Below are 19,536 nucleotides of genomic sequence, written 5' to 3' on the forward strand. Positions count from 1 at the left end.
GGGGTGGGGGGGGGGGGGGGGGGGGGGGGGAGGAGGGGGGGGAGCGGGTCGTCTTTGGGGGGGGGGGGGTGGGGCCCGCCTGCCCCCCCCCCCCCACCAGCCGGGAGGAACGACATGGCCACGTCCGAGGGTCTCAGCGCCGACGAGCGCGCCGCGGTGAAGCAGCGCGCCAAGGAGCTCCGTGAGCAGGAGAAGGCGGGCAAGAACCGCGCCGCGGGCGAGAAGGCCGTGCGCGCGGCGATCGACCCGCTCGAGGGCACCGACCGGGACATCGCCGAGGGGATGTACCGGGTGGTCTCCCAGGTGGCGCCCCACCTCGTGCCGAAGACGTACTACGGCATGCCGGGCTTCGCGAACGGCGACGGCAAGATGGTGGTGTTCATGCAGCCCGCCGTGAAGTTCAAGACCCGCTACGCCACGGTCGGCTTCGACTTCGCCGCGCACCTCGACGACGGCGACTTCTGGCCGACGGCGTTCGCCGTGCTCGCCTGGACGCCCGCGTTCGAGGAGCGGCTCGCCGCGCTGGTGCGCCAGGCGGCGAGCTGACCTCGACGCTCGATGCACGCCCAGCGAACCCGCCCCGTCCGCCGAACAGGCGGTTGTGCACCTTCTGAGCGTTCAGAACGTGCGCAACCGCCTGTTCGGCATCCATGGAGCGGGTCAGGCCGGGCGTACCTCGGCGCGCGCGAGCTCGGTGATCCCGCGGGCCTCGAGCGCCGCGGGGTCGGCGGCCGTCGCGCTGGTCACGGCGGTGACGGCGGCGCCCCGCTCGCGCAGGTCGTGCCACAGCTCGAACACGGCGCCGCCGGGGCCGAGCGAGGGCCGCGAGAGCGGCAGGTCCGCGCCGTCGACGTCGACGACGACACCCACGGTGCGCGGCTGCGCGAGCGGCAGCGCGCCGCGGCGGGCCTCCGCGACGACCTCGGCGAACCGGCGGCCGAGCGGCTTGACCCGGTTCTCGGTGTCGAGCAGGCCGAGCGAGTACTCGAGGTCCTTGTAGTCGGCGAGGTCGCGGGTCACGTCGTGCGAGCACCACCAGGTGACGGCGTACAGGTCCTGCGTCGTGAGGGCCGCCTCGAGGGTGCGGGTGGCGAACTCGGGCATCTCGGCCTCGGCGAGGTTCATCGAGGGGGCGCCCACCTCCTGGAGCCACACCTGGCGCGACGGGTCGGTCGCGAACGCCTTCGACAGCTCGATCATCCACTCGGCGTGCCGCACGGACTGCGGCGACAGCGCGCCGTACGTCGCGGCCGTGCCGTTGAAGATCCACGAGTGCACGGTGGTCATGTCGCCGAGGCGCGAGGCGTGCTCGGGCAGGAACGAGTGGTCGTCCCAGTACCAGAGGTGGTCGTTCTCGCTGTGCACGACGACGTGGCGCGGGTCCCGGTCGCGCGGCGCCCCGAGCAGCGAGGTCAGCCAGTGCGTCACCTGCTCCACGGTGGCGGGCATGGCCGCGGGGTTCGGCTCCAGGAACTGGTTGAGCTCGTTGCCGAGCGTCAGGCCCATGAAGTTGGGGCGGTCGCGCACCGCGTCGTAGACGGCGGCGACGAGGGCGGCCTGCGCGTCGACGGCGGGCTGGTCGGCGAACATGTTGCCGTCGTGCCAGTTCACGAGCCACGCGGGCACGAAGTCGAACCCGGACATGTGCCCCTGGACGACGTCGACCGCGACGTCCAGCCCGAACTCGGCGGCGACGTCGGTGACGAGGGCGATGTCGTCGAGGGCGCGGCGGCGGATCAGGGTGCGGTTGGGCTGCAGCACGGGCCACAGCGGGAAGACGCGCACGTGGTCCACGCCGAGGCCGGCGATCGCCTCGAAGTCCGCGCGGACGACGTCGGGGTCGACGGCCATCCACTGGAACATCCAGTCGCGGGACGGGGTGTAGTTGACGCCGAAGCGCGGCACGGTCGAAGTCAAGGGAGCATCCTCGCTGTGTCGGTGTTGCTGCTGTGTCGGTGTTGCTGCTGTCTCGTGGTGCTGAGTTCTCGTGGTGCTGGGCTGGTCACCGGGGCGCCGGGGCCGTGGACTCTCGCACGACCAGCCGCCGTCCGCTGACGGTCCGGGAGGTGACGTCCTCGCCGCGCACGAGCTGCTCGAGGAGGGCGACGGCGGTGCGGGCGCTCTCCTCCACGGGGGCGTCGAGGGCGGTGAGGCGGGGGCGCACGAGCGTCGAGACCCAGGAGTCCTCCCAGGCCACGACGGACAGCTGCTCCGGCACCTGCACGCCGACCTCGGGCGCGTGCGCGACGATCTCGGCCGCGACGGTCTCGTTGTCGACGACGACGGCGGTGACGGCGCCGAGCCGGCCGAGCAGGTCGGCCACCGGGTCGTCGGCCGCCGGGTCCCACGCGGCGAAGGAGGCGTCCATGCCCAGCTCGCCGGCGGCGCGGGAGAACCGCGCGTCGCGAGCCCGGGTGTGCGCGAGGCCGGGGGCGTCGGTGACGCGGGCGACGCGGCGGTGGCCGAGGTCGGCGAGGTGCCCGAGGACGGTCGCGACGGCGGTGTCGTCCTGTACCGTCACTGCGGGCACGGCGTCGTCCACCGGCGCGCCGAGGAGCGCCGCGGGGGCGCCGAGCTGCTCGACGAGCGCGAGGCGCGGGTCGTCGTTGCGCACGTCGACCAGCAGGAACGCGTCGACACGCTGCTCGCCCCACCACTGGCGGTAGACCTGCTCCTCCTCGTCCGCGTGGACGAGGGTCAGCGACAGGGACCAGCCGATGTCGGCGAGCGGCTCGGTGAGGCCGGCCAGCAGACGCATGAAGAACGGGTCGCGGCCGAACGTCTCTCGGGAGCGGGCGATGACGAGGCCCAGGCTGCGGCCGCCCTGGCCGGAGACCTTGCGGCTGGCGTAGTTCGGGCGCCAGTTCAGCTCGTCGGCCGCGGCCCGGATCCGGGCGGCCGTGGCCTCGGAGACGTTGGGGCGTCCGTTGAAGGCGTGGGACACCGCCGAGGGCGAGACGCCGGCGTGCTTGGCGACGTCGGCGATCGTCACGCGTTTCGGGCTCGTGGCAGTCATGGTGCGTCCGAGAGTAGGGGGTTGACCGTGCTCTGTAAAGCGGTATACGTTGCACGCCACTTGATGTGTACCGCTTTACAAGAAAGCGGTGGCGGAGGCTGTTCTCCGCCCCCCGAACGACGCACCGTAGCTCTCAGGGAGGACCAGTGACCCACGGCGTCAACAGGCGCACCGTGCTGAAGGCGGCCATCGGCGGCGGGGTGCTGACCCCGCTGCTCGCGGCCTGCGGCGCCCTCTCCCCCGCGGGCAGCGGGCCGCGGTCGATCTCCGTGCACACCCAGCTCAGCGGCGCCGTCGCCGGGGCCCAGGTGTTCGCGGACGTCGTCGCCGCCTACCAGCGCAGCACCGGGCGCACCGTCGCTCAGCTCAAGAACGGCTCGGACCTGCCGATCGTCTTCGAGACGAGCACGCTGGCCGGCAAGGCGGCCGACGTCGCGATCGTCAACATGATGGGCCGCACCCTGTCGTGGACGCGGCTCGGCGCCACCATCCCGGTGACCGACCTGCTCGACGACTGGGACCTGCGGGACAAGATCTTCCCCGAGGCGCTCACCGAGTGGACCGACCCGCAGGGTCGGCTGCGCGCGTTCCCGTTCACGCGCACCAACTGGCCGGTGTCGTACAACACCGGGCTGCTCGAGGAGGCCGGCGTCGACATCCCGACCACCTCCGACGAGCTGATCGACGTCGCCGACAAGCTGCGTTCCAAGGGCATCGGCCCGGTCACCGTGGGCGGCTCCGACTGGAGCGGCCAGAAGATGTTCCTGCAGGTCCTGCAGGGCTTCCTCACCCAGGACGAGGCGCGCACCGTGTTCTCCTCCGGCAAGCTCTCCGAGAGCGCCGCGGCCCTCCAGGGCGTCGAGCACTTCGTCCAGCTGCGCGACGCGGGCGTCTTCGTCGACGACGTGCAGGGCTACACCTCGGACTCCGAGCTGACCCAGTTCAACACCCGCAAGGCCGCCATCGTCCCGGCGATGTCCTCCGCGCTCGCGCTCGTCCCGGGCGAGCGGGCCAAGGAGGTCACCGTCGGCGGCTGGCCGATGCCGTCGTCCGGCGGCGTGCTGACCCGCCCCAGCGTCATCAAGAGCTACAACGGGCACGGCATCTGGATCAGCGAGAACGGCGCGAAGAAGCTCGACCTCATCAAGCCGTTCGTGCAGTACCTGTACTCCGACGAGGTCGTCGACGACTTCATCCTCGGCTCCGGCCGCGACATGAACCGGATCACGGACACCGTCAGCAAGGACTTCCCGCTGGTCGCGCAGGCCTCCCGGCTCACGGACGACGACGTCACGCCCGTCATGCTGCCCGACCTGCTCATCCCCGACGCCGTCTTCGAACCGATGGTCAAGGCGACCGCGATGGCCTACGGCACCGCGTCCGCCGAGCAGATCGTCGACACGTTCGAGAAGGCCTACCAGGCGGCCTGACCGCCGGCGCCACGAAAGGACTCCCCATGGCCACGCTCGTCGCCGCCGGCCCCCCGACCGCCACCCGTGCCCCGGCGCCCGGCTCCCCCGCCGGGACCCGCCGCCGCGCGCCGCTGCGCGAACGGTTCCCGGGCCTCGCCCTGCCCGCCCTCGTCTGGTACGCGATCTTCATGATCGGCCCCGTGGTCGCGATGTTCGTCATCGCGTTCCTCTCCTGGCCGGGCATGCTCGCCACGCCGACGTTCGCCGGCCTCGGCAACTTCACCGCCGTCTTCGCCGACCCGACGTTCTGGGCGGCCGTGCGCAACTCGGCCGTGCAGATCGTCATCGGGCTGCCGATCATGATCGTGCTCGCGTTCCTGCTCGCGTTCTACGTGGTGCAGAAGCCGCGCGGGCACCGCGTGCTGCGCTACCTGCTCTTCATCCCGGCACTCATCTCCGCGCCCGCCACCGCCATGGTCTTCTACGCCATGCTCAACCCGGACGGCCTCGTCAACGGCGTGCTGCGCCCCCTCGGGTTCGACGGCACCGCCTGGCTCGCCGACCCGAGCACCGCGCTCGGCGCGATCATCGCCGTCGAGCTGTGGAGCGGCATCGGCTACTCCGCCGTGCTCATCGCCTCCCGGCTCGACGGCGTGGACACCGAGATCGTGCAGGCCGCGCGCATCGACGGCGCCGGCGACTGGCGCGTCGCCTGGCGCATGTACTGGCCGATCGCGCGGGACTTCATCGGCGTCGTGACGATGCTGCAGTTCCTGTCGATGCTGTTCAACTCCGCGCAGAACGTGCTGCTGCTGACGCAGGGCGGCCCGGGCACCTCGACGACGACGCTCGCCTACCTCATCTACCAGAAGGCGTTCGTCGAGGCGGACCTCGGCTACAGCCAGGCCGTCGGCGTCGTCCTCTTCGTGATCGGCCTGGTCGGCATGGGCGTCATCCGCCGCGTGCTGCGCGCCACCCACTGATCCCCGACCTCGCCCTAGGAGAACCGTCATGGCCCGGCAGACCGCCGCCCTTCGGGTGCGGGACCGCATCGGCTCGATCACGAGCGGCACGCTCGCGTGGATCTACGCCGCCCTGCTCCTCGTGCCCTTCTACTACTTCATCGTCTCGTCGTTCAAGGACAACGAGCAGATCTTCGAGTCGCCCCTCGCGCTGCCCAGCAGCTGGGACCTCTCGAACTTCACCACCGCCATCCAGCAGGCCGACCTCGGCCTCGCGATCGCCAACTCGGTGCTGACCACCGTCGGCGCCCTGGTGCTCACGCTGGTGCTGGCCCTGCCCGCGTCGTTCGCGCTGGCCCGCGCCACCGGCCGCGCCGGCAAGGTCGTCGAGAGCGTCTTCGCCCTCGGCTTCCTCATCCCGTCGTTCGCGGCGCTGTTCCCGACGTTCCTGCTCGCCGCGGCCATGGGGCTGTTCCACACCCGCACCTTCATCGTGCTGCTGCTGCCCGCGACGGCGCTGCCGCTGTCGGTCGTCATCCTCACGTCTTTCATGCGGACCATCCCGCGCGAGCTCGAGGAGGCCGCCTCCATGGACGGGGCGACGTCGCTGCAGGTGCTGCGCCAGGTCTACCTGCCGATCTGCGTCCCCGGCATCGCGACCGTCCTGCTGCTCAACTTCCTCGCGTTCTGGAACGCCTACCTGTACCCGCTGATCCTCATCGGGCCGGACACCGCGCAGCGCACCATCCAGGTCGCCCTGCCGACCCTCAAGGTCGACGCCGGCACCGACTACGGCGTCCTCATGGCCGGCACGCTGTTCACCCTGCTGCCCGTCTACCTCGTCTACACGGTGCTGCAGCGCCAGATGCAGCGTGCGCTGCTGTCGGGCGCGGTCAAGGGATGACCCTCCCCGATTCCGTCACGCCCGGCACCCCCGTCCGCGCGGCGTCGCTGCCCCTGCGCACCCGCATCGGCCAGGTCAACCAGCGCCTCAAGGGCTGGGAGGCGGTCCGCTGGGTCGACGGCGCGCCGCGCGTCACCGACGTCCTGCGCGCCGAGGTCGACCGCTGGGGCGGCCTCGGCGCCCTGTACGGCGTGCTGCGCGCGGACCCCTGGTCCGCGGTGCGCTGGGAGAACGGCGTGCCGCCCGAGCGCAGCGCCGAGGCGTACGCCGCCGTCCAGGAGCACGTCACCCGGTACGGCGACGGGCTGCCCGTGCTGTTCGTCGAGGAGGCCCCGCACGGCCTCATGGCGCTCGGCGGCACGACGCTGCCCGTCAACCTCGCCCTCGGCGCCGGCATGGACGCGGGGCTGGCCGAGGAGCTCGCTGCCGCCGTGGCCGCCGAGGCGCGCGCCCGCGGCACGCACGTCGCGCTCGTGTCCGGGCTGGACGTGCTGCGCGACCCCCGCTGGGGCCGCGCCGAGGAGTGCTTCTCGGAGGACCCGGCCCTCGCCGCGGCGCTCGTCGAGGCGACGGTCCGCGGGATGCAGGGCACGACGTCGTGCGACGACGCGATCGACGGCGGCCACGTCGCGGTCGTGGCCAAGCACCTCGCCGGCCAGGGCGCGGGCATCGGCGGCCGCAACGGCTCCGGCGCCCCGATCGGGCGCCGCGAGCTCGGCGAGCTGCACCTGCGCCCGGCGTACGCCGCGGCCCGCGCGGGCGTCGCCGGCTACATGGCCGCGTACAACGACGTCGACGGCGTGCCGTGCAGCGCCAACGAGGAGCTGCTCACCGGCACCATCCGCGACCGTTGGGGCTGGCGCGGCCTCGTCATGGCCGACGGCACCGCGATCGACCGACTGCGCGACAGCTCCCCCGACCCGGCCTCGGCCGCGGCGCTCGCGCTGCAGGCGGGCGTCGACCTCAGCCTCTGGGACGAGGCGTTCACGCACGTCGAGGAGGCGCTGGACCGCGGGCTCGTCGCCGAGGCGGTGCTCGACCGCGCCGTCGACCGTGTCCTCGCCCTCAAGCACCGGCTCGGGCTGCTCGGCGACGCGCCGGCCGTGCCCGCGGAGCCGGCCGTGCCCGCCACGACCACGACCGCGGCGCCGGCTCCCGCACGCGACGTCGTCGCGCTCGTCGAGCGCGCGGCGCGGCAGGCCGTCGTCCTCGTGCACGACCACGGCGTGCTGCCCCTGAGCCCCCACGCCACGGTCGCCGTCGTTGGCCCCAACGCCGACGACCTCGACGCCCAGCTCGGCGACTACACCCCGCCGCGCCCCGCCGAGGACCCGGGCGCGTCCACCGTGCGCTCGGCGCTGGCGGACCGGCTCGGCGCGGACCGCGTGCGGCACGCCGCCGGCAGCCGCCTGCGCGGCCCGCTGGAGGACCCCGCCGCCCTCGACGCCGTGCGTGCGGCCTGCGCGGGCGCCGACGTCGCCGTGGTGGTGCTCGGCGGCACCAGCCGCCGCAGCTACGACGACGAGTTCGCCGACAACGGCGCCGTCGAGGGGCCCGCCGCGGACACGACGAACGGCGAGGGCGTGGACCTCTCCTCGGTCGCGCTGCCGGAGGCCCAGCTCGACGTCGCGCGCGCCGCGCGGGCGGCCGGACGGCCCGTCGTCGGCGTCGTCGTGGACGGTCGCCCGCGGGTGCTCACCGACCTCGCGTCGCTCGTCGACGCTCTCCTCGTGGTCCCGTTCCCCGGGCCGACGGGCGGCGCCGCGATCGCCGAGGTGCTGCTCACCGGCGCCGCGTCCGGGCGCCTCCCGGCGACGTTCCCCGTCGCCGACGGCGTGGTGCCCGTGGCGCACGACGAGCGCCTCGAGACCGCCCGCGGCTACCTCGGCCACCCCGTGGTGCGGGGGCTGCCGTTCGGCGCCGCGCACGCGCCGGGCGTCACGACGACCGTGCGCACGCCCGCCGCCGCCGTCCGCGCGGACGACCTCGCCGCCGGGGCCACCGTGGCGCTCACCGTCGAAGTGGCCAACGCCGGTCCCGCCGCCGAGGTGTCGGTGCCGCTCTACGGCCGCCGGCACGAGCTCGGGATCCGGCCCCGGCGACGTACGCTCCTGGGCGTGCAGCGCGCCACGCTCGCGGCCGGCGCGACGACGTCCCTGACGTTCGACCTCGGCCTCGACGCGCTCGGCTCCTGGGCGACCGGCGAGCCGGTCGCAGCGCCCATGACCGTCGGCGCGTGGTGCACCCCCGACCTCGACGAGCCCGCCGGCGCCGCCACCGTGCGCGTCACCGACCAGGAGGACACCACCCCGTGGGACCGCTGACCACCACCCTCGACCCCGCACCCCTGCACCCGGAGATCGAGGCGACGCTGCGCGCGGCCGCCGACCGTGTGCGCGCCACCTCCGGCGACCGCGTCGCCGCGATGGTGCACGCCGCGCTGCGTCGCACGCTCACCGACACCCTGACGGTGGGCGCCGACGGCAGCGTCTTCGTCATCACCGGCGACATCCCCGCGATGTGGCTGCGCGACTCGACCACCCAGCTCACGCCCTACCTGCGCTTCCTCGCGGACTGCCCGCCCCTGGCGGACCTCGTCGCCGGCGTCGTCCGCCGCCAGCTCGCGTGCCTGGACCACGACCCCTACGCCAACGCCTTCAACGACGGCCCCACCGGCGCGCACTACGACCCCGACGACGTCTGCGACGACCCGCACGTGTGGGAGCAGAAGTACGAGGTCGACAGCCTCACCTACCCGGTCACCCTGGCGCACCGCCTGTGGCGGGCCACGGGCCGCACGGACGTCTTCGACGACCGTGCCCACCGCGTGTTGCGCACCGTCGTCGACCAGCTGCGCGCGGAGCAGCACCACGACTCCTCGCCGTACCGGTTCAGCCGCGACACCACGATCCCCACCGAGACGCTGGCCCGCGACGGCCGCGGCACTCCGGTCGGGTTCACCGGCATGACCTGGAGCGCCTTCCGCCCGTCGGACGACGCCTGCACCTACGGCTACAACGTGCCGGCGAACCTGTTCGCCGCGCAGGCGCTGCGGGCGGTGGCCGAGATCGCCGAGGAGGTCTGGGCCGACACCGCGCTGGCCGCCGACGCGCGCGCCCTGTCCGGCGAGCTGGTCGCCGGCGTCGCGGCGCACGGCGTGGTCCCCGCGCCCGGCAGCGACGCCGACGGCGAGCCCGGGACCCGCATCTACGCCTACGAGGTGGACGGGCTCGGCGGCGTGCTGTGCATGGACGACGCCAACACGCCGTCGCTGCTGTCGCTGCCGCTCGTCGCTCCCGACGTCCTGGACGCCGAGGTGTGGCGGGCGACGCGCGCGTTCGTGCTCAGCCCGGCGAACCCGTACTTCTTCTCCGGCACCCTGGCGGCCGGCGTCGGCAGCCCGCACACCCTGCCCGGCCGCGTGTGGCCCATCGCGCTCGCCGTCGAGGGGCTGACCGGCACGCCCAAGGACCGCGAGCGCCTGCTACGCGTCCTCGCCGAGACCGACGGCGGCACGGGACACGTCCACGAGAGCTTCGACCCCTCGGACCCGACCGAGTTCTCCCGGCCGTGGTTCTCCTGGGCCGACTCCATGTTCTGCGAGCTCGCGCTGGCCGTCGCCGACGACGCGGGCGCCTGACCTCACGAGAGCACGGGAGGCCCAGCGAGCCCCGGACGGCACGACCGTCCGGGGCTCTTCTCGACCCCGCTACCTTGCACCGCACGAGACCTGCTACCTTGTCAGGCATGGTACCGACACCGGACGCCGTCCTCACCCAGCTCCGCAAGGGAGTCGTGGAGTACTGCGCCCTCGCCTGCCTGCGCTCGGGGCCCGCGTACGGGCTCGAGCTGGCCGAGCGCCTCGGCGGCACCAGCACCCTGCTGACCAGCGAGGGCACGCTCTACCCGCTGCTCTCCCGGCTGCGCCAGCAGGGCTGGGTCACGACGACGCAGGTCGCGTCGCCCGTGGGCCCGCCGCGGCGGTACTACGAGCTCACGACCGAGGGGCGGGCGGCACTCGACACGTTCGCCGCCACCTGGTCCCGGTTCACCACCGACGTCCGCACGACCTTGGAGCCATGATGACCGCAGCCCCCGCGTTCCCACCCCTGGTCGAGGCGTACCTCGCCGACCTCGAGCGCGCCCTGGCCTCGAGCGACCCGCGCGAGCGCTCCGAGACGCTCGCCGCCGTGCGCGAGCACGCCGCCGAGTCCCTCGCCCTGCACGGCGCGGACGACGCCGGCGCCCGCCGGGTGCTGGACGAGCTGGGCCCGGTGGACGCCATCGCGGCCGCGTCGACGCCTGCGCCGACCCCCGCTCCGAGCGCCGTCGCCCCGGCACCGCGCACCCCCGCCGCCGACGTGTGGCTCGTCGTGGCCGCGTTCGCGTCCCTGACCGTGTTCGTCGTACCGGTCGCAGCGGCGGCCGTGGTCGTGTGGGCGGTCGTCCGGCTCCGCTCCGGCGCCGGGAACCGCACCCTGCAGCGGGTCGCGCTCGCGGTGAGCGTCGTCTCCTTCGTCGGTGCCCTGGCGCTCTACGTGTCACACCTGCTCGCCGCGGGGTGAGCCACCCCGCCCGTCGACCAGCACGCCGGGGGTCAGGTGCTAGAAACCGGTTGCTAGGCTGACCGTCGCGCGGCGGTCACCGAGTTCCCGCGGATGCCGCCGTCTGTCCCAGCGACGTGACGGAAGGCGACCATGACGAACTACAGCAACCCGGTCCTCGACGCGGACTGGCCGGACCCCGACGCCGTGCGCGTCGGCGAGGACTACTGGCTGATCGCGTCCAGCTTCCACCGCGCCCCCGGGCTGCCCGTGCTGCACTCGCGCGACCTCGTGTCCTGGGAGCACGTCGCCAACGCGCTGCCCGCGCTGCCGCCGGCGGGCCACTACGCCCTCCCCCGGCACGGCTCCGGCGTGTGGGCGCCCAGCCTGCGCCACCACGACGGGCTCTTCTGGATCGTGTACCCCGACCCGGACCACGGGATTTTCGTGCTCACCGCGGACGACCCCCGCGGCCCGTGGTCGGAGCCCTGGTGCCTGGTCCGGGGCCGGGGCCTCATCGACCCGTGCCCGTTGTGGGACGACGACGGCCGCGCGTACCTCGTGCACGGCTGGGCCGGGAGCCGGGCCGGGGTGAAGAACCGCCTCACCGTGGTCGAGGTGGACCCCGGCCTGCGCCGCGTCCTCAGGCCGGCGCGCACCGTGATCGACGGCGACGAGCTGCCCGGCTTCCGTACGCTCGAGGGGCCCAAGCTCTACCAGCGCGACGGCTGGTACTGGATCTTCGCGCCCGCGGGCGGCGTCGCGACCGGCTGGCAGACGGCGTTCCGGTCGCGGTCCGTGTGGGGCCCGTACGAGCACCGCGTCGTCCTCGCGCAGGGCGACACCCCCGTCAACGGCCCGCACCAGGGCGCCTGGGTGGACACGCCCGACGGCGAGGACTGGTTCCTGCACTTCCAGGACCGGGGCGTCTTCGGGCGGGTCGTCCACCTGCAGCCGGTGCGCTGGGACGAGGACGGCTGGCCGGTCATGGGCGACGACGGCACACCGGTGCTCACGCACCCCACCCCGGTCGCGGGCGCCGAGCCCGGCGAGCCCGCCCGCAGCGACGACTTCGCCGCGCCGGGCCTCGCGCCGCGGTGGCACTGGCAGTCGAACCCCGCCGAGGGCTGGGCCGTGGCCGACGGCGACGGCACCCTGCACCTGCCCGCGCAGCCCTCGCCGCGCGGCAACCTGCGCGACCAGGGCGCGGTCCTCGCCCAGCACCTCCCCAGGAAGCCGAGCGCCTGGGAGACGCGCGTCGAGCTCGCGGGCGACGCCCCCGGCACCCGCGCCGGCGTCGTCGTCCTCGGCCGCGCGTACTCCTGGGCGGGCCTGGAGCGCACCCCCGCCGGGGTCGAGGTCACCGTGCGCCGCGGTGGGCCGCACGGCGACGAGGAGATCCTCGCCCAGGAGCCCGCTCCCGGCGGGCGCCGCGGGGTCGTGGTGCGCGCCGCCGTCGACGCGGGCGGCGTCGTCACCTGGGGCTGGCGCGACGCCGCCGACCCCGACGCCCCCTGGCACGAGCCCGCGCCCGGGTGGCAGGCGCACGCGGGGCACTGGGTCGGCGCCGAGGTGGGCCTGTTCGCGAGCGCACCGCTCGGCGCGGACCTGCGCCCCGGCGACGGCGGCACCTTCGGACCGGTCCGGGTCACGGTCGCCGGCAAGGAGGCGTGATGCCGCGGAGCTGGCCCTGGGGGTGGTCGGAGGCGGTCCCGTCGGCGCTGCGGACGCCGACCTGGCGGGCACCCTCGACCGGCGCGCGACGGCGCGGCGAGGGCAGTAGGGTCGACGACGGACTTCCCCGGGGACGCGGCCGCACGGCACCGTCCTCACCCCCACGGCACAGGAGGCGGCATGGTTCAGGGCGTTCGCCGGTGATCCCCGTCGAGGCTTGGCCCCCCGGGCGGCTCGACGTCGTCGGGTCGTGGACGCTCCGTACCGTCGACGAGCTCTCCGACGTCCGCGCCGACCTCGAGACGCGGCTCCCGTGCGACTGTCCCGCCGCTCGCGTGGGCGCGTCCCCGTCCGCCGCGGGCGGGCTGTCCGGCACGCAGCGCATGGTGCTGGTCGCGAGCGAGCTGGTGGCGAACGCGCTGGAGCACGCCCGCCCGCCCGTCGTCGTGCGCCTGCTGTGCGACGGGGACGTCGCCGTGCTCGACGTCGTCGACCACAGCCCGGAGGCGCCCCCGGTGGTCCCCGAGGGCCGCGAGCCCGGCGAGGGCGGGCACGGCCTGCGGCTCGCGGAGACGGTCGCGGACCGCGTCGGCTGGTACAGCACGGGTGCCGAGAAGCACGTGTGGGCGCAGTTCGCCGCGCCCGCCCTGCCCGGCCATGCCCCGAACCACGCGCCGGGCCGTCGGCTCGCCCCCGCCGGCCACGCGTGGCCGGCGGCGGCCTACCGCGGCGTGTAGCGCTCGGCCGGGAACGCCGCGGCGACGAGCGCGCGCAGGTCCTCCAGGCCGCCGTCCACGAGGCCCCGGGCGCGGGCCTGCACCAGCAGGTTGCCGATCGCCGTCGCCTCGACCGGCCCCGCCACGACGGGCAGGCCGGAGCGGTCCGCCGTCGCCTGGCACAGCAGGGCGTTCTGCGCGCCCCCACCGACCACGTGGATGGTCGACACGGTGCGCCCGGCGAGCCGCGCGGCCGTCGTCACGGCGTCCGCGAACGCCTGGGCCAGGCTCTCCACGATGCTGCGCACGTACTGGCCGCGCGTGGCGGGCACCGGCCGGTCGTGCTCGCGGCACCAGTCGGCGATCCGCCCGGGGATGTCCCCCGGTGGCAGGAAGCGCGGGTCGTCGACGTCGAAGATCGTCACCGGGGCGGTGACGTGCGCCGCCTCGGCGAGGAGCTCCTGCAGGGTGCTGGACCGCTGGGCGGCGTTGGACTCGCGCTCCCAGGTGCGGATCGACTCGGACAGCAGCCACAGCCCCATGACGTTGTGCAGGAACCGCGTGCGCCCGTCGACGCCGCCCTCGTGGGTGAACCCGGCGACGCGGGCCTCCTCGGTCAGGACGGGCGCGTCGAGCTCGAGGCCCACGAGCCCCCAGGTGCCGCACGAGACGTAGGCGACGTCGCGGTCCGTGGCCGGCACCGCGACGACGGCGGACGCCGTGTCGTGCGAGCCGACGGCCGTGACCTCGAGCGTCCGCCCCACCAGCTGCGCGACGTCGGGCCGCAGGGCGCCGAGCGACGCCCCCGGGTCGACGAGGGGCGGCAGGATCCCGGCCGGGATGTCGACGAGGCGGGCGAGGCCGGTGTCCCACTCCCCCGTGCGCGCGTCGAGCAGCCCGGTCGTGGAGGCGTTGGTGCGCTCCGCGACCTCGGCCCCGGTGAGCCAGTGCGCGAGCAGGTCGGGCACCAGCAGCAGCCGGTCGGCGAGGTCGAGCAGCGGCCCCTCCGTCGCGAGCTGGAACACCGTGGTGAACGGCAGGTGCTGCAGCCCGTTGCGGGCGTACAGCGCGGCGGCGTCGACGCGCGCGTGCACGCGCTCCACGCCGTCCGCCGTCCGCCCGTCCCGGTAGTGGTACGGCACGCCCAGCAGGCGACCGCCGCGCAGCAGGCCGTAGTCCACGGCCCACGAGTCGATCCCGACGCCGAGGATCTCCCCCGGCGCCTCGCGCTCGGCCGCGGCCAGGCCGTCCAGCACCTGGCGGTAGAGCTCCAGCAGGTTCCAGTGCAGCCCGTCGGGGGTGCGGACCGGGTCGTTCGGGAACCGCGCCACGTGCTGCAGCCGCAGCCCCTCGCGCCCGCCGAACCGGCCCAGGATGACGCGCCCGCTGGTGGCGCCCAGGTCGACGGCGGCGAGCGTGCCCGCCAGCGTCGGCCCCGGCGTCGCCGCCCCCGTCCGCACCGCCGTCACCGCAGGAACGCCTGCGCCACGCCCGCGTCGACGGGCACGTGCAGGCCGGTGGTGTGCGAGAAGGCGGGCGTGCACAGCGCGAAGACGGCGTTCGCGACGTGCTCGGGCAGCACCTCGCGCTTGAGCAGCGTGCGCTGGGCGTAGAACGCCCCCAGGTCCTGCTCCTCGATGCCGTACGTCTTGGCGCGGTTGGCGCCCCAGCCGGAGGCGAAGATGCCCGACCCGCGCACCACGCCGTCCGGGTTGATGCCGTTGACCTTGATGCCGTGCTCGCCGAGCTCGGCGGCCAGCAGCCGCACCTGGTGCGCCTGGTCGGCCTTGGTGGCCGAGTACGCGATGTTGTTCGGGCCCGCGAACACGGAGTTCTTCGACGAGATGTAGACGATGTCGCCTCCGAGCTTCTGGTCCACGAGGATGCGCGCGGCGTTCTTGGCCACGAGGAACGAGCCCTTGGCCATGACGTCGTGCTGCAGGTCCCAGTCCGCCTCGGTGGTGTCGAACAGCGACTTGCTCAGCGACAGGCCCGCGTTGTTCACGACGATGTCGACGCCGCCGAACGCGAGGACGGCGTCGCGCAGCGCCGCCTGCACCGCGGCCTCGTCGGCGACGTTCGCCGCCAGGCCGACGGCGACGTCGGTGGAGCCGAGCATCTCGTTGATCTCAGTCGCGGCCGCCTCGGACTTCTCCAGGTCGAGGTCGGCCACGACGACGCACGCGCCCTCGGCGGCGAGGCGGGTCGCGATGGCCTTGCCGATGCCCGACGCCGCGCCGGTGACGAAGGCGATGCGGGTGGCGAGCGGCTTCGGCTTCGGCTTGCGCCGGAGCTTCGCCTCCTCGAGCGCCCAGTACTCGATGCGGAACTTCTCCGACTCGTCGATCGGGGCGTAGGTCGACAGGGCCTCCGCGCCGCGCATGACGTTGATCGCGTTGACGTAGAACTCCCCCGCCACGCGCGCGGTCTGCTTGTCCGCGCCGTAGGAGAACATGCCGACGCCTGGCACGAGCACGATCGCCGGGTCGGCGCCGCGCATCGCGGGCGGCTCCTCGCCCCGGGCGTGGGCCTCGGCGGCGCCGCGCTCGTAGTAGGCGGTGTAGTCGGCGCGGTACGCCTCGTGCAGCGCGGGCAGCCGCTCCACGATCTCCTCGACCGTCGCGGTGGCCGGCAGGTCCACGACCAGCGGCTTCACCTTGGTGCGCAGGAAGTGGTCGGGGCAGCTGGTGCCCAGCTCCGCCAGGCGCGGGTGCTCGGCGCTCGCCAGGAAGTCGAGCACGACGTCCGCGTCGGTGAAGTGCCCCACCTGCGGTCTGTCGTGGGAGGCGACGGCGCGCAGGTGCGGGGCGAGCGCGGCGGCCTTGGCGCGCCGCTCCGCCTCGGGCAGGGCGGCGAAGCCGTCGAGGGCGGGGCCGAACGGCTCCGGCGCGCCGTGCTCCGCGATGTAGGCCGCCGCCGTCTCGATGATCCACAGCGAGCTCGCCTCGGCCTCCTCGGCCGTGTCGCCCCACGCGGTGATGCCGTGGCCGCCGAGGACGGTGCCGATCGCGTCGGGGTGCGCCGCCTTGAGCTCCGCGATGTCGAGGCCGAGCTGGAAGCCGGGCCGGCGCCACGGCACCCACAGCACCTTGCCACCGAAGATCGTCCGCGTGAGCTCCGGGCCGTCGGCCGCGGTCGCGATCGCGATGCCCGCGTCGGGGTGCAGGTGGTCGACGTGCGCGGCGTCGACCAGGCCGTGCATGGCCGTGTCGATGCTGGGGGCGGCCCCGCCCTTGCCGTGCAGGCAGTAGTCGAACGCGGCGACCATCTCGTCCTCGCGGTCCACCCCGGGGTACACGTCCACGAGCGCGCGCAGCCGGTCGAGGCGCAGGACGGCGAGGCCCTTCTCGGTGAGGGTGCCGAGGTCGCCGCCGGAGCCCTTGACCCACAGCAGCTCGACGTCCTGCCCGGTGACCGGGTCCCGCTCGGTCCCCTTCGCGGACGTGTTGCCCCCGGCGTAGTTGGTGTTCCTGGGGTCGGCGCCGAGGCGGTTCGAGCGCGCGACGAGGGCGGCGACGGTCGGGTGGGTCATCGGCGTGCTCCGGGTGCGGGTCGGGAGAGGTCTCGGTGGATGCCCGGGGCCGGCTCGTGCGGGGCGCCGACGAGGGCGTCCACCGTGAGCCACGCGGTCATGCGCGCGAGGCTGCGCGCGCAGCCGGGGTGCTCGGGCTGGTTGAGGTGGCCGTGGGTGGTGCCGTCCTCGCGGACGAGCAGGACGTCGACGCCTGCCGCGGCCAGCTCCGCCGCGTAGGCCTCGCCCATGGAACGCAGGCCGTCGTGGTCGGAGGTGAGGACGAACGTGGGGGCCAGCCCGCGCAGGGCGTCCGGACCGCTGCCGCCGGGGAACGCGTACGGCGACGTCGGGCCGTCGCGGTGGCCCAGGTAGTTGTCGTTCATGGCCCGGACCTGCGCGGGCGGGAAGCTGCCGCCCGGGATCGCCGCCACCTTGGCCGCGAGCTCGGCGGAGTGCGCCGGCAGCTCGTGGTGCGCCACCGGGTACGCGAGCAGCGTGCTGCGCACCGGCGTGCCGGCGTCGCGCAGCCGCAGCGACGCCCCGGCCGCGAGGTTGCCGCCCGCGCTGGCGCCGCCGATCGACCAGCGGTCCGCGGGCACGCCGAGGCCGGCCGCGCGGGCCCACCCGAACGCGAACGCGACCTCCTCGGACGGCGCCGGGAAGCGCACGCCGTCCCCGCGCACGGGCGCGCCGTCGACGGCGGCGTCGTCGAACGACGCGACGAGCCGGTAGTCGACGCTGACCACGAGCACGCCGGCCTCCGCCAGACGGCGGGCGACACCGTCGGCCTCGGGCATGTCCAGGTCGCCGTGCATGAAGCCGCCGCCGTGTGCCCAGACGAGGCCGGCGACCGGCGTGCTGCCCGTCGGGGCGCCGGGCGTGTAGACCCGCACCCGCAGGTCGCCGTGCGGGCCGTCGAGCACGCGGTCCGCGGTCGTGACCTGGGACGTCGCCGTGCTCGTGTCGGTGGTGTCGGTCGTCATGCGCCCCATCCTGCCTGCCGCCCGCCGACGCGTTCCGCGGCGATCCTCGCCAGGTAGCCCGAGGCCGCGAACGCCCGCATGGGCTCGGGGTCGAGGCCCTGCTCCGCGCGCAGGTCCGCGAGCAGGCCGCGGACGTCCGTGTTGTACGCGTCCATGAGGACGCCGTGCGCGCCGAGCACGTCGCCGGCGCGCTGCGCGGCGTCGAGGGCCTCGGCGTCGACGAGCAGCGCCTTGGCCGTGGCCTCCTGGACGTTCATCACCGACCGGATCTGGCCGGGGATCTTGTCCTCGACGTTGTGGCACTGGTCGAGCATGAAGTTCACCCCGGACTCCGGGCGCAGCGCGTCGGCCTCCACGATCTCGTGCATGATCCGGAAGAGCTGGAACGGGTCCGCGGCGCCGGCCATGAGGTCGTCGTCGGCGTAGAAGCGGGAGTTGAAGTCGAACGCGCCGAGGCGGCCCTGGCGAAGCAGCTGCGCCACGATGAACTCGATGTTGGTGCCGGGCGCGTGGTGGCCCGTGTCCAGCACGACCTTCGCCCTCTCCCCGAGGGCCAGGCAGTGCAGCAGGGACGTGCCCCAGTCCGGCACGTCCGTGTGGTAGAACGCCGGCTCGAAGAACTTGTACTCGAGCACCATGCGGTGGTCGTCGTCGAGCTCCGCGTAGATCTCCGCCAGCGACTCGGCGAGCCGGTCCTGGCGGGCGCGGATGGAGTCCTGCCCGGGGTAGTTGGTGCCGTCCGGCAGCCAGATCTTCAGCTCCTGGGACCCCGTGGCGCGCATGACGTCGATGCACTGCACGTGGTGGGCCACGGCCTTGCGGCGCACGGCCGGGTCGGAGTGCGTGAGCGAGCCGAGCTTGTAGGCGTCGTCCTGGAACAGGTTCGAGTTGATCATCCCGATGCTCACGCCGTGCTCCTCGGCGTGCCGGGCCAGGTCGCCGAAGTCGTCGACCAGGTCCCACGGGACGTGCAGCGAGACGCGCGGCGCGACGCCGGTGAAGGCGTGCACCTGCGCGGCGTCGGCGATCTTCTCGTAGGGGTCGCGCGGCGTCCCGGGCGTGCCGAAGACCTTGAACCGGGTGCCCGAGTTCCCGAACGCCCACGAGGGCAGCTCGATGGTCTGCTCGCCGAGGGCCCTGCGCAGCCGTGCGTCGAGCACGGGCGTCGTCGCCGTCATGTCTCCTCCTCGTCCGCGCTCCCTCGCGCGGTGCCGTAACGCTTTGAATCGTTTCATAACGTAGGCGTTCGACGGCGCGCCGTCAACCGTCCGCTCAGGACCGGCCATCGCCCCCGCAACCGCCCGCGCGACCTGTCAGGACCAGGAGCAGGTATCCATGACCCTGGTCCTGACAACTGCGCGGGTCAGCCGGCGCTGCGGGCGGCGTCGAGCTGCGACTCCAGGTGGAACACCTCCTCGAGCAGCACGAACCCCTCGTCCGGCCGCCCCTTGGAGGGCTCGAAGAACCCCTGCATGGCCGCCTGCCAGCGCTCGTTCACCTCGCGGGCCGCCATGTCTCGCTGCGCGCGCTGGTAGTCGTCGGTGCGCAGGACGCCGACCAGCAGCCCGTCGGCGCCGAGGAACAACCGGTAGTCGTGCCAGCCGGTCTCGGCGAGGGCCTCCAGCATCTCGGGCCAGACGGCGGCATGGGCCGCCCGGTACTCGTCGAGGCGGTCGCGCCGCACCCGGGACACGAAGCAGACGTGCGTCGTCGCACCGTCATCCGTGAATCGGTTCATACGATGAACGTAGCAACGTCGGCCCACACCCGGACGCCTCTACGCTGGACCCAGGCGTGACGAGCGCCCGGAC

The 19,536-nt window shown here is 74.2% G+C and carries 17 protein-coding genes; 10 read left to right on the forward strand and 7 right to left on the reverse strand.

All coding sequences use genetic code 11. The features are described from left to right. The first annotated feature begins 114 nt into the window (after positions 1 to 114). Entirely contained in the window at positions 115 to 546 is a 432-nt protein-coding gene (locus ACWF41_RS06110) for a hypothetical protein (protein WP_380320915.1), read from the forward strand. A 114-nt stretch (positions 547 to 660) separates the two neighbouring features. On the opposite strand, the gene ACWF41_RS06115 is transcribed toward ACWF41_RS06110, so the two are convergent. Beyond that, entirely contained in the window at positions 661 to 1,917 is a 1,257-nt protein-coding gene (locus ACWF41_RS06115) for a glycoside hydrolase 5 family protein (protein WP_380320912.1), read from the reverse strand. Between the two features lie 85 nt (positions 1,918 to 2,002). Then, entirely contained in the window at positions 2,003 to 3,016 is a 1,014-nt protein-coding gene (locus tag ACWF41_RS06120) for a LacI family DNA-binding transcriptional regulator (protein WP_380320909.1), read from the reverse strand. 146 nt (positions 3,017 to 3,162) lie between these two features. Between ACWF41_RS06120 and ACWF41_RS06125 the strand changes: the two genes are divergently transcribed. The 9 genes from ACWF41_RS06125 to ACWF41_RS06165 all read left to right on the forward strand — a co-directional run bounded on the left by ACWF41_RS06125 (position 3,163) and on the right by ACWF41_RS06165 (position 13,249). After that, positions 3,163 to 4,446, forward strand: coding sequence for an ABC transporter substrate-binding protein (locus ACWF41_RS06125; RefSeq protein ID WP_380320906.1), 1,284 nt, complete (start codon positions 3,163 to 3,165; stop codon positions 4,444 to 4,446). A 26-nt stretch (positions 4,447 to 4,472) separates the two neighbouring features. Next, the gene (locus tag ACWF41_RS06130) at positions 4,473 to 5,411 is read left to right on the forward strand and encodes a carbohydrate ABC transporter permease (RefSeq protein ID WP_380320903.1); all 939 of its coding nucleotides are present in this window, start codon (positions 4,473 to 4,475) and stop codon (positions 5,409 to 5,411) included. A 28-nt stretch (positions 5,412 to 5,439) separates the two neighbouring features. Further along, positions 5,440 to 6,294 carry a carbohydrate ABC transporter permease gene (locus ACWF41_RS06135; RefSeq protein WP_380320900.1) on the forward strand — a complete coding sequence of 285 codons (855 nt, stop codon included), beginning with the start codon at positions 5,440 to 5,442 and terminating at the stop codon, positions 6,292 to 6,294. Further along, positions 6,291 to 8,618 (forward strand): glycoside hydrolase family 3 N-terminal domain-containing protein, encoded by a 2,328-nt coding sequence (locus tag ACWF41_RS06140; RefSeq protein ID WP_380320897.1) that lies wholly within the window; start codon positions 6,291 to 6,293, stop codon positions 8,616 to 8,618. The genes ACWF41_RS06135 and ACWF41_RS06140 overlap by 4 nt, the downstream gene beginning before the upstream one ends. Further along, positions 8,606 to 9,934: a glycoside hydrolase family 125 protein gene (locus ACWF41_RS06145; RefSeq protein ID WP_380320894.1), complete on the forward strand. Its 1,329-nt coding sequence runs from the start codon at positions 8,606 to 8,608 to the stop codon at positions 9,932 to 9,934. The genes ACWF41_RS06140 and ACWF41_RS06145 overlap by 13 nt, the downstream gene beginning before the upstream one ends. Positions 9,935 to 10,041: 107 nt before the next feature. Further along, positions 10,042 to 10,377: a PadR family transcriptional regulator gene (locus tag ACWF41_RS06150; protein ID WP_380320891.1), complete on the forward strand. Its 336-nt coding sequence runs from the start codon at positions 10,042 to 10,044 to the stop codon at positions 10,375 to 10,377. Next, positions 10,374 to 10,859 carry an HAAS signaling domain-containing protein gene (locus tag ACWF41_RS06155; protein WP_380347058.1) on the forward strand — a complete coding sequence of 162 codons (486 nt, stop codon included), beginning with the start codon at positions 10,374 to 10,376 and terminating at the stop codon, positions 10,857 to 10,859. The genes ACWF41_RS06150 and ACWF41_RS06155 overlap by 4 nt, the downstream gene beginning before the upstream one ends. A gap of 132 nt (positions 10,860 to 10,991) precedes the next feature. Continuing rightward, positions 10,992 to 12,512 carry a glycoside hydrolase family 43 protein gene (locus ACWF41_RS06160; RefSeq protein ID WP_380320885.1) on the forward strand — a complete coding sequence of 507 codons (1,521 nt, stop codon included), beginning with the start codon at positions 10,992 to 10,994 and terminating at the stop codon, positions 12,510 to 12,512. A gap of 200 nt (positions 12,513 to 12,712) precedes the next feature. Beyond that, positions 12,713 to 13,249 (forward strand): ATP-binding protein, encoded by a 537-nt coding sequence (locus ACWF41_RS06165; RefSeq protein ID WP_380320882.1) that lies wholly within the window; start codon positions 12,713 to 12,715, stop codon positions 13,247 to 13,249. Here the strand turns inward: ACWF41_RS06165 and ACWF41_RS06170 are convergent. From ACWF41_RS06170 to ACWF41_RS06190, 5 genes are all read right to left on the reverse strand, one after another. Next, positions 13,234 to 14,688: a rhamnulokinase gene (locus ACWF41_RS06170; RefSeq protein WP_380320879.1), complete on the reverse strand. Its 1,455-nt coding sequence runs from the start codon at positions 14,686 to 14,688 to the stop codon at positions 13,234 to 13,236. The two genes, ACWF41_RS06165 and ACWF41_RS06170, sit on opposite strands and share 16 nt — an antisense overlap. A 5-nt stretch (positions 14,689 to 14,693) precedes the next feature. Further along, positions 14,694 to 16,760 (reverse strand): bifunctional aldolase/short-chain dehydrogenase, encoded by a 2,067-nt coding sequence (locus ACWF41_RS06175; protein ID WP_380320876.1) that lies wholly within the window; start codon positions 16,758 to 16,760, stop codon positions 14,694 to 14,696. Further along, on the reverse strand, positions 16,757 to 17,725 hold the full coding sequence (locus ACWF41_RS06180; RefSeq protein WP_380320873.1) for an alpha/beta hydrolase fold domain-containing protein: 969 nt from the start codon (positions 17,723 to 17,725) through the stop codon (positions 16,757 to 16,759). The genes ACWF41_RS06175 and ACWF41_RS06180 overlap by 4 nt, the downstream gene beginning before the upstream one ends. Next, a complete protein-coding gene (gene rhaI / locus ACWF41_RS06185) occupies positions 17,722 to 18,903 on the reverse strand; it encodes an L-rhamnose isomerase (RefSeq protein ID WP_380320870.1) in 1,182 nt (393 codons plus the stop codon). The genes ACWF41_RS06180 and rhaI overlap by 4 nt, the downstream gene beginning before the upstream one ends. Positions 18,904 to 19,088: 185 nt before the next feature. Further along, complete coding sequence (locus tag ACWF41_RS06190; RefSeq protein WP_380320867.1) at positions 19,089 to 19,463, reverse strand: L-rhamnose mutarotase; 375 nt, start codon at positions 19,461 to 19,463, stop codon at positions 19,089 to 19,091. Positions 19,464 to 19,536: the final 73 nt, after the last annotated feature.

The organism is Isoptericola sp. NPDC055063 (genome assembly GCF_053608125.1).

What these genes read in the sequence shown, in the direction of transcription:
- ACWF41_RS06110 (WP_380320915.1), top strand. Translation starts at nt 115, where the DNA reads ATGGCCACGTCCGAGGGTCTCAGCGCCGACGAGCGCGCCGCGGTGAAG.
- ACWF41_RS06120 (WP_380320909.1), bottom strand. Translation starts at nt 3,016, where the DNA reads ATGACTGCCACGAGCCCGAAACGCGTGACGATCGCCGACGTCGCCAAG.
- ACWF41_RS06130 (WP_380320903.1), top strand. Translation starts at nt 4,473, where the DNA reads ATGGCCACGCTCGTCGCCGCCGGCCCCCCGACCGCCACCCGTGCCCCG.
- ACWF41_RS06135 (WP_380320900.1), top strand. Translation starts at nt 5,440, where the DNA reads ATGGCCCGGCAGACCGCCGCCCTTCGGGTGCGGGACCGCATCGGCTCG.
- ACWF41_RS06140 (WP_380320897.1), top strand. Translation starts at nt 6,291, where the DNA reads ATGACCCTCCCCGATTCCGTCACGCCCGGCACCCCCGTCCGCGCGGCG.
- ACWF41_RS06150 (WP_380320891.1), top strand. Translation starts at nt 10,042, where the DNA reads ATGGTACCGACACCGGACGCCGTCCTCACCCAGCTCCGCAAGGGAGTC.
- ACWF41_RS06155 (WP_380347058.1), top strand. Translation starts at nt 10,374, where the DNA reads ATGATGACCGCAGCCCCCGCGTTCCCACCCCTGGTCGAGGCGTACCTC.
- ACWF41_RS06160 (WP_380320885.1), top strand. Translation starts at nt 10,992, where the DNA reads ATGACGAACTACAGCAACCCGGTCCTCGACGCGGACTGGCCGGACCCC.
- ACWF41_RS06175 (WP_380320876.1), bottom strand. Translation starts at nt 16,760, where the DNA reads ATGACCCACCCGACCGTCGCCGCCCTCGTCGCGCGCTCGAACCGCCTC.
- ACWF41_RS06180 (WP_380320873.1), bottom strand. Translation starts at nt 17,725, where the DNA reads ATGACGACCGACACCACCGACACGAGCACGGCGACGTCCCAGGTCACG.
- rhaI (WP_380320870.1), bottom strand. Translation starts at nt 18,903, where the DNA reads ATGACGGCGACGACGCCCGTGCTCGACGCACGGCTGCGCAGGGCCCTC.
- ACWF41_RS06190 (WP_380320867.1), bottom strand. Translation starts at nt 19,463, where the DNA reads ATGAACCGATTCACGGATGACGGTGCGACGACGCACGTCTGCTTCGTG.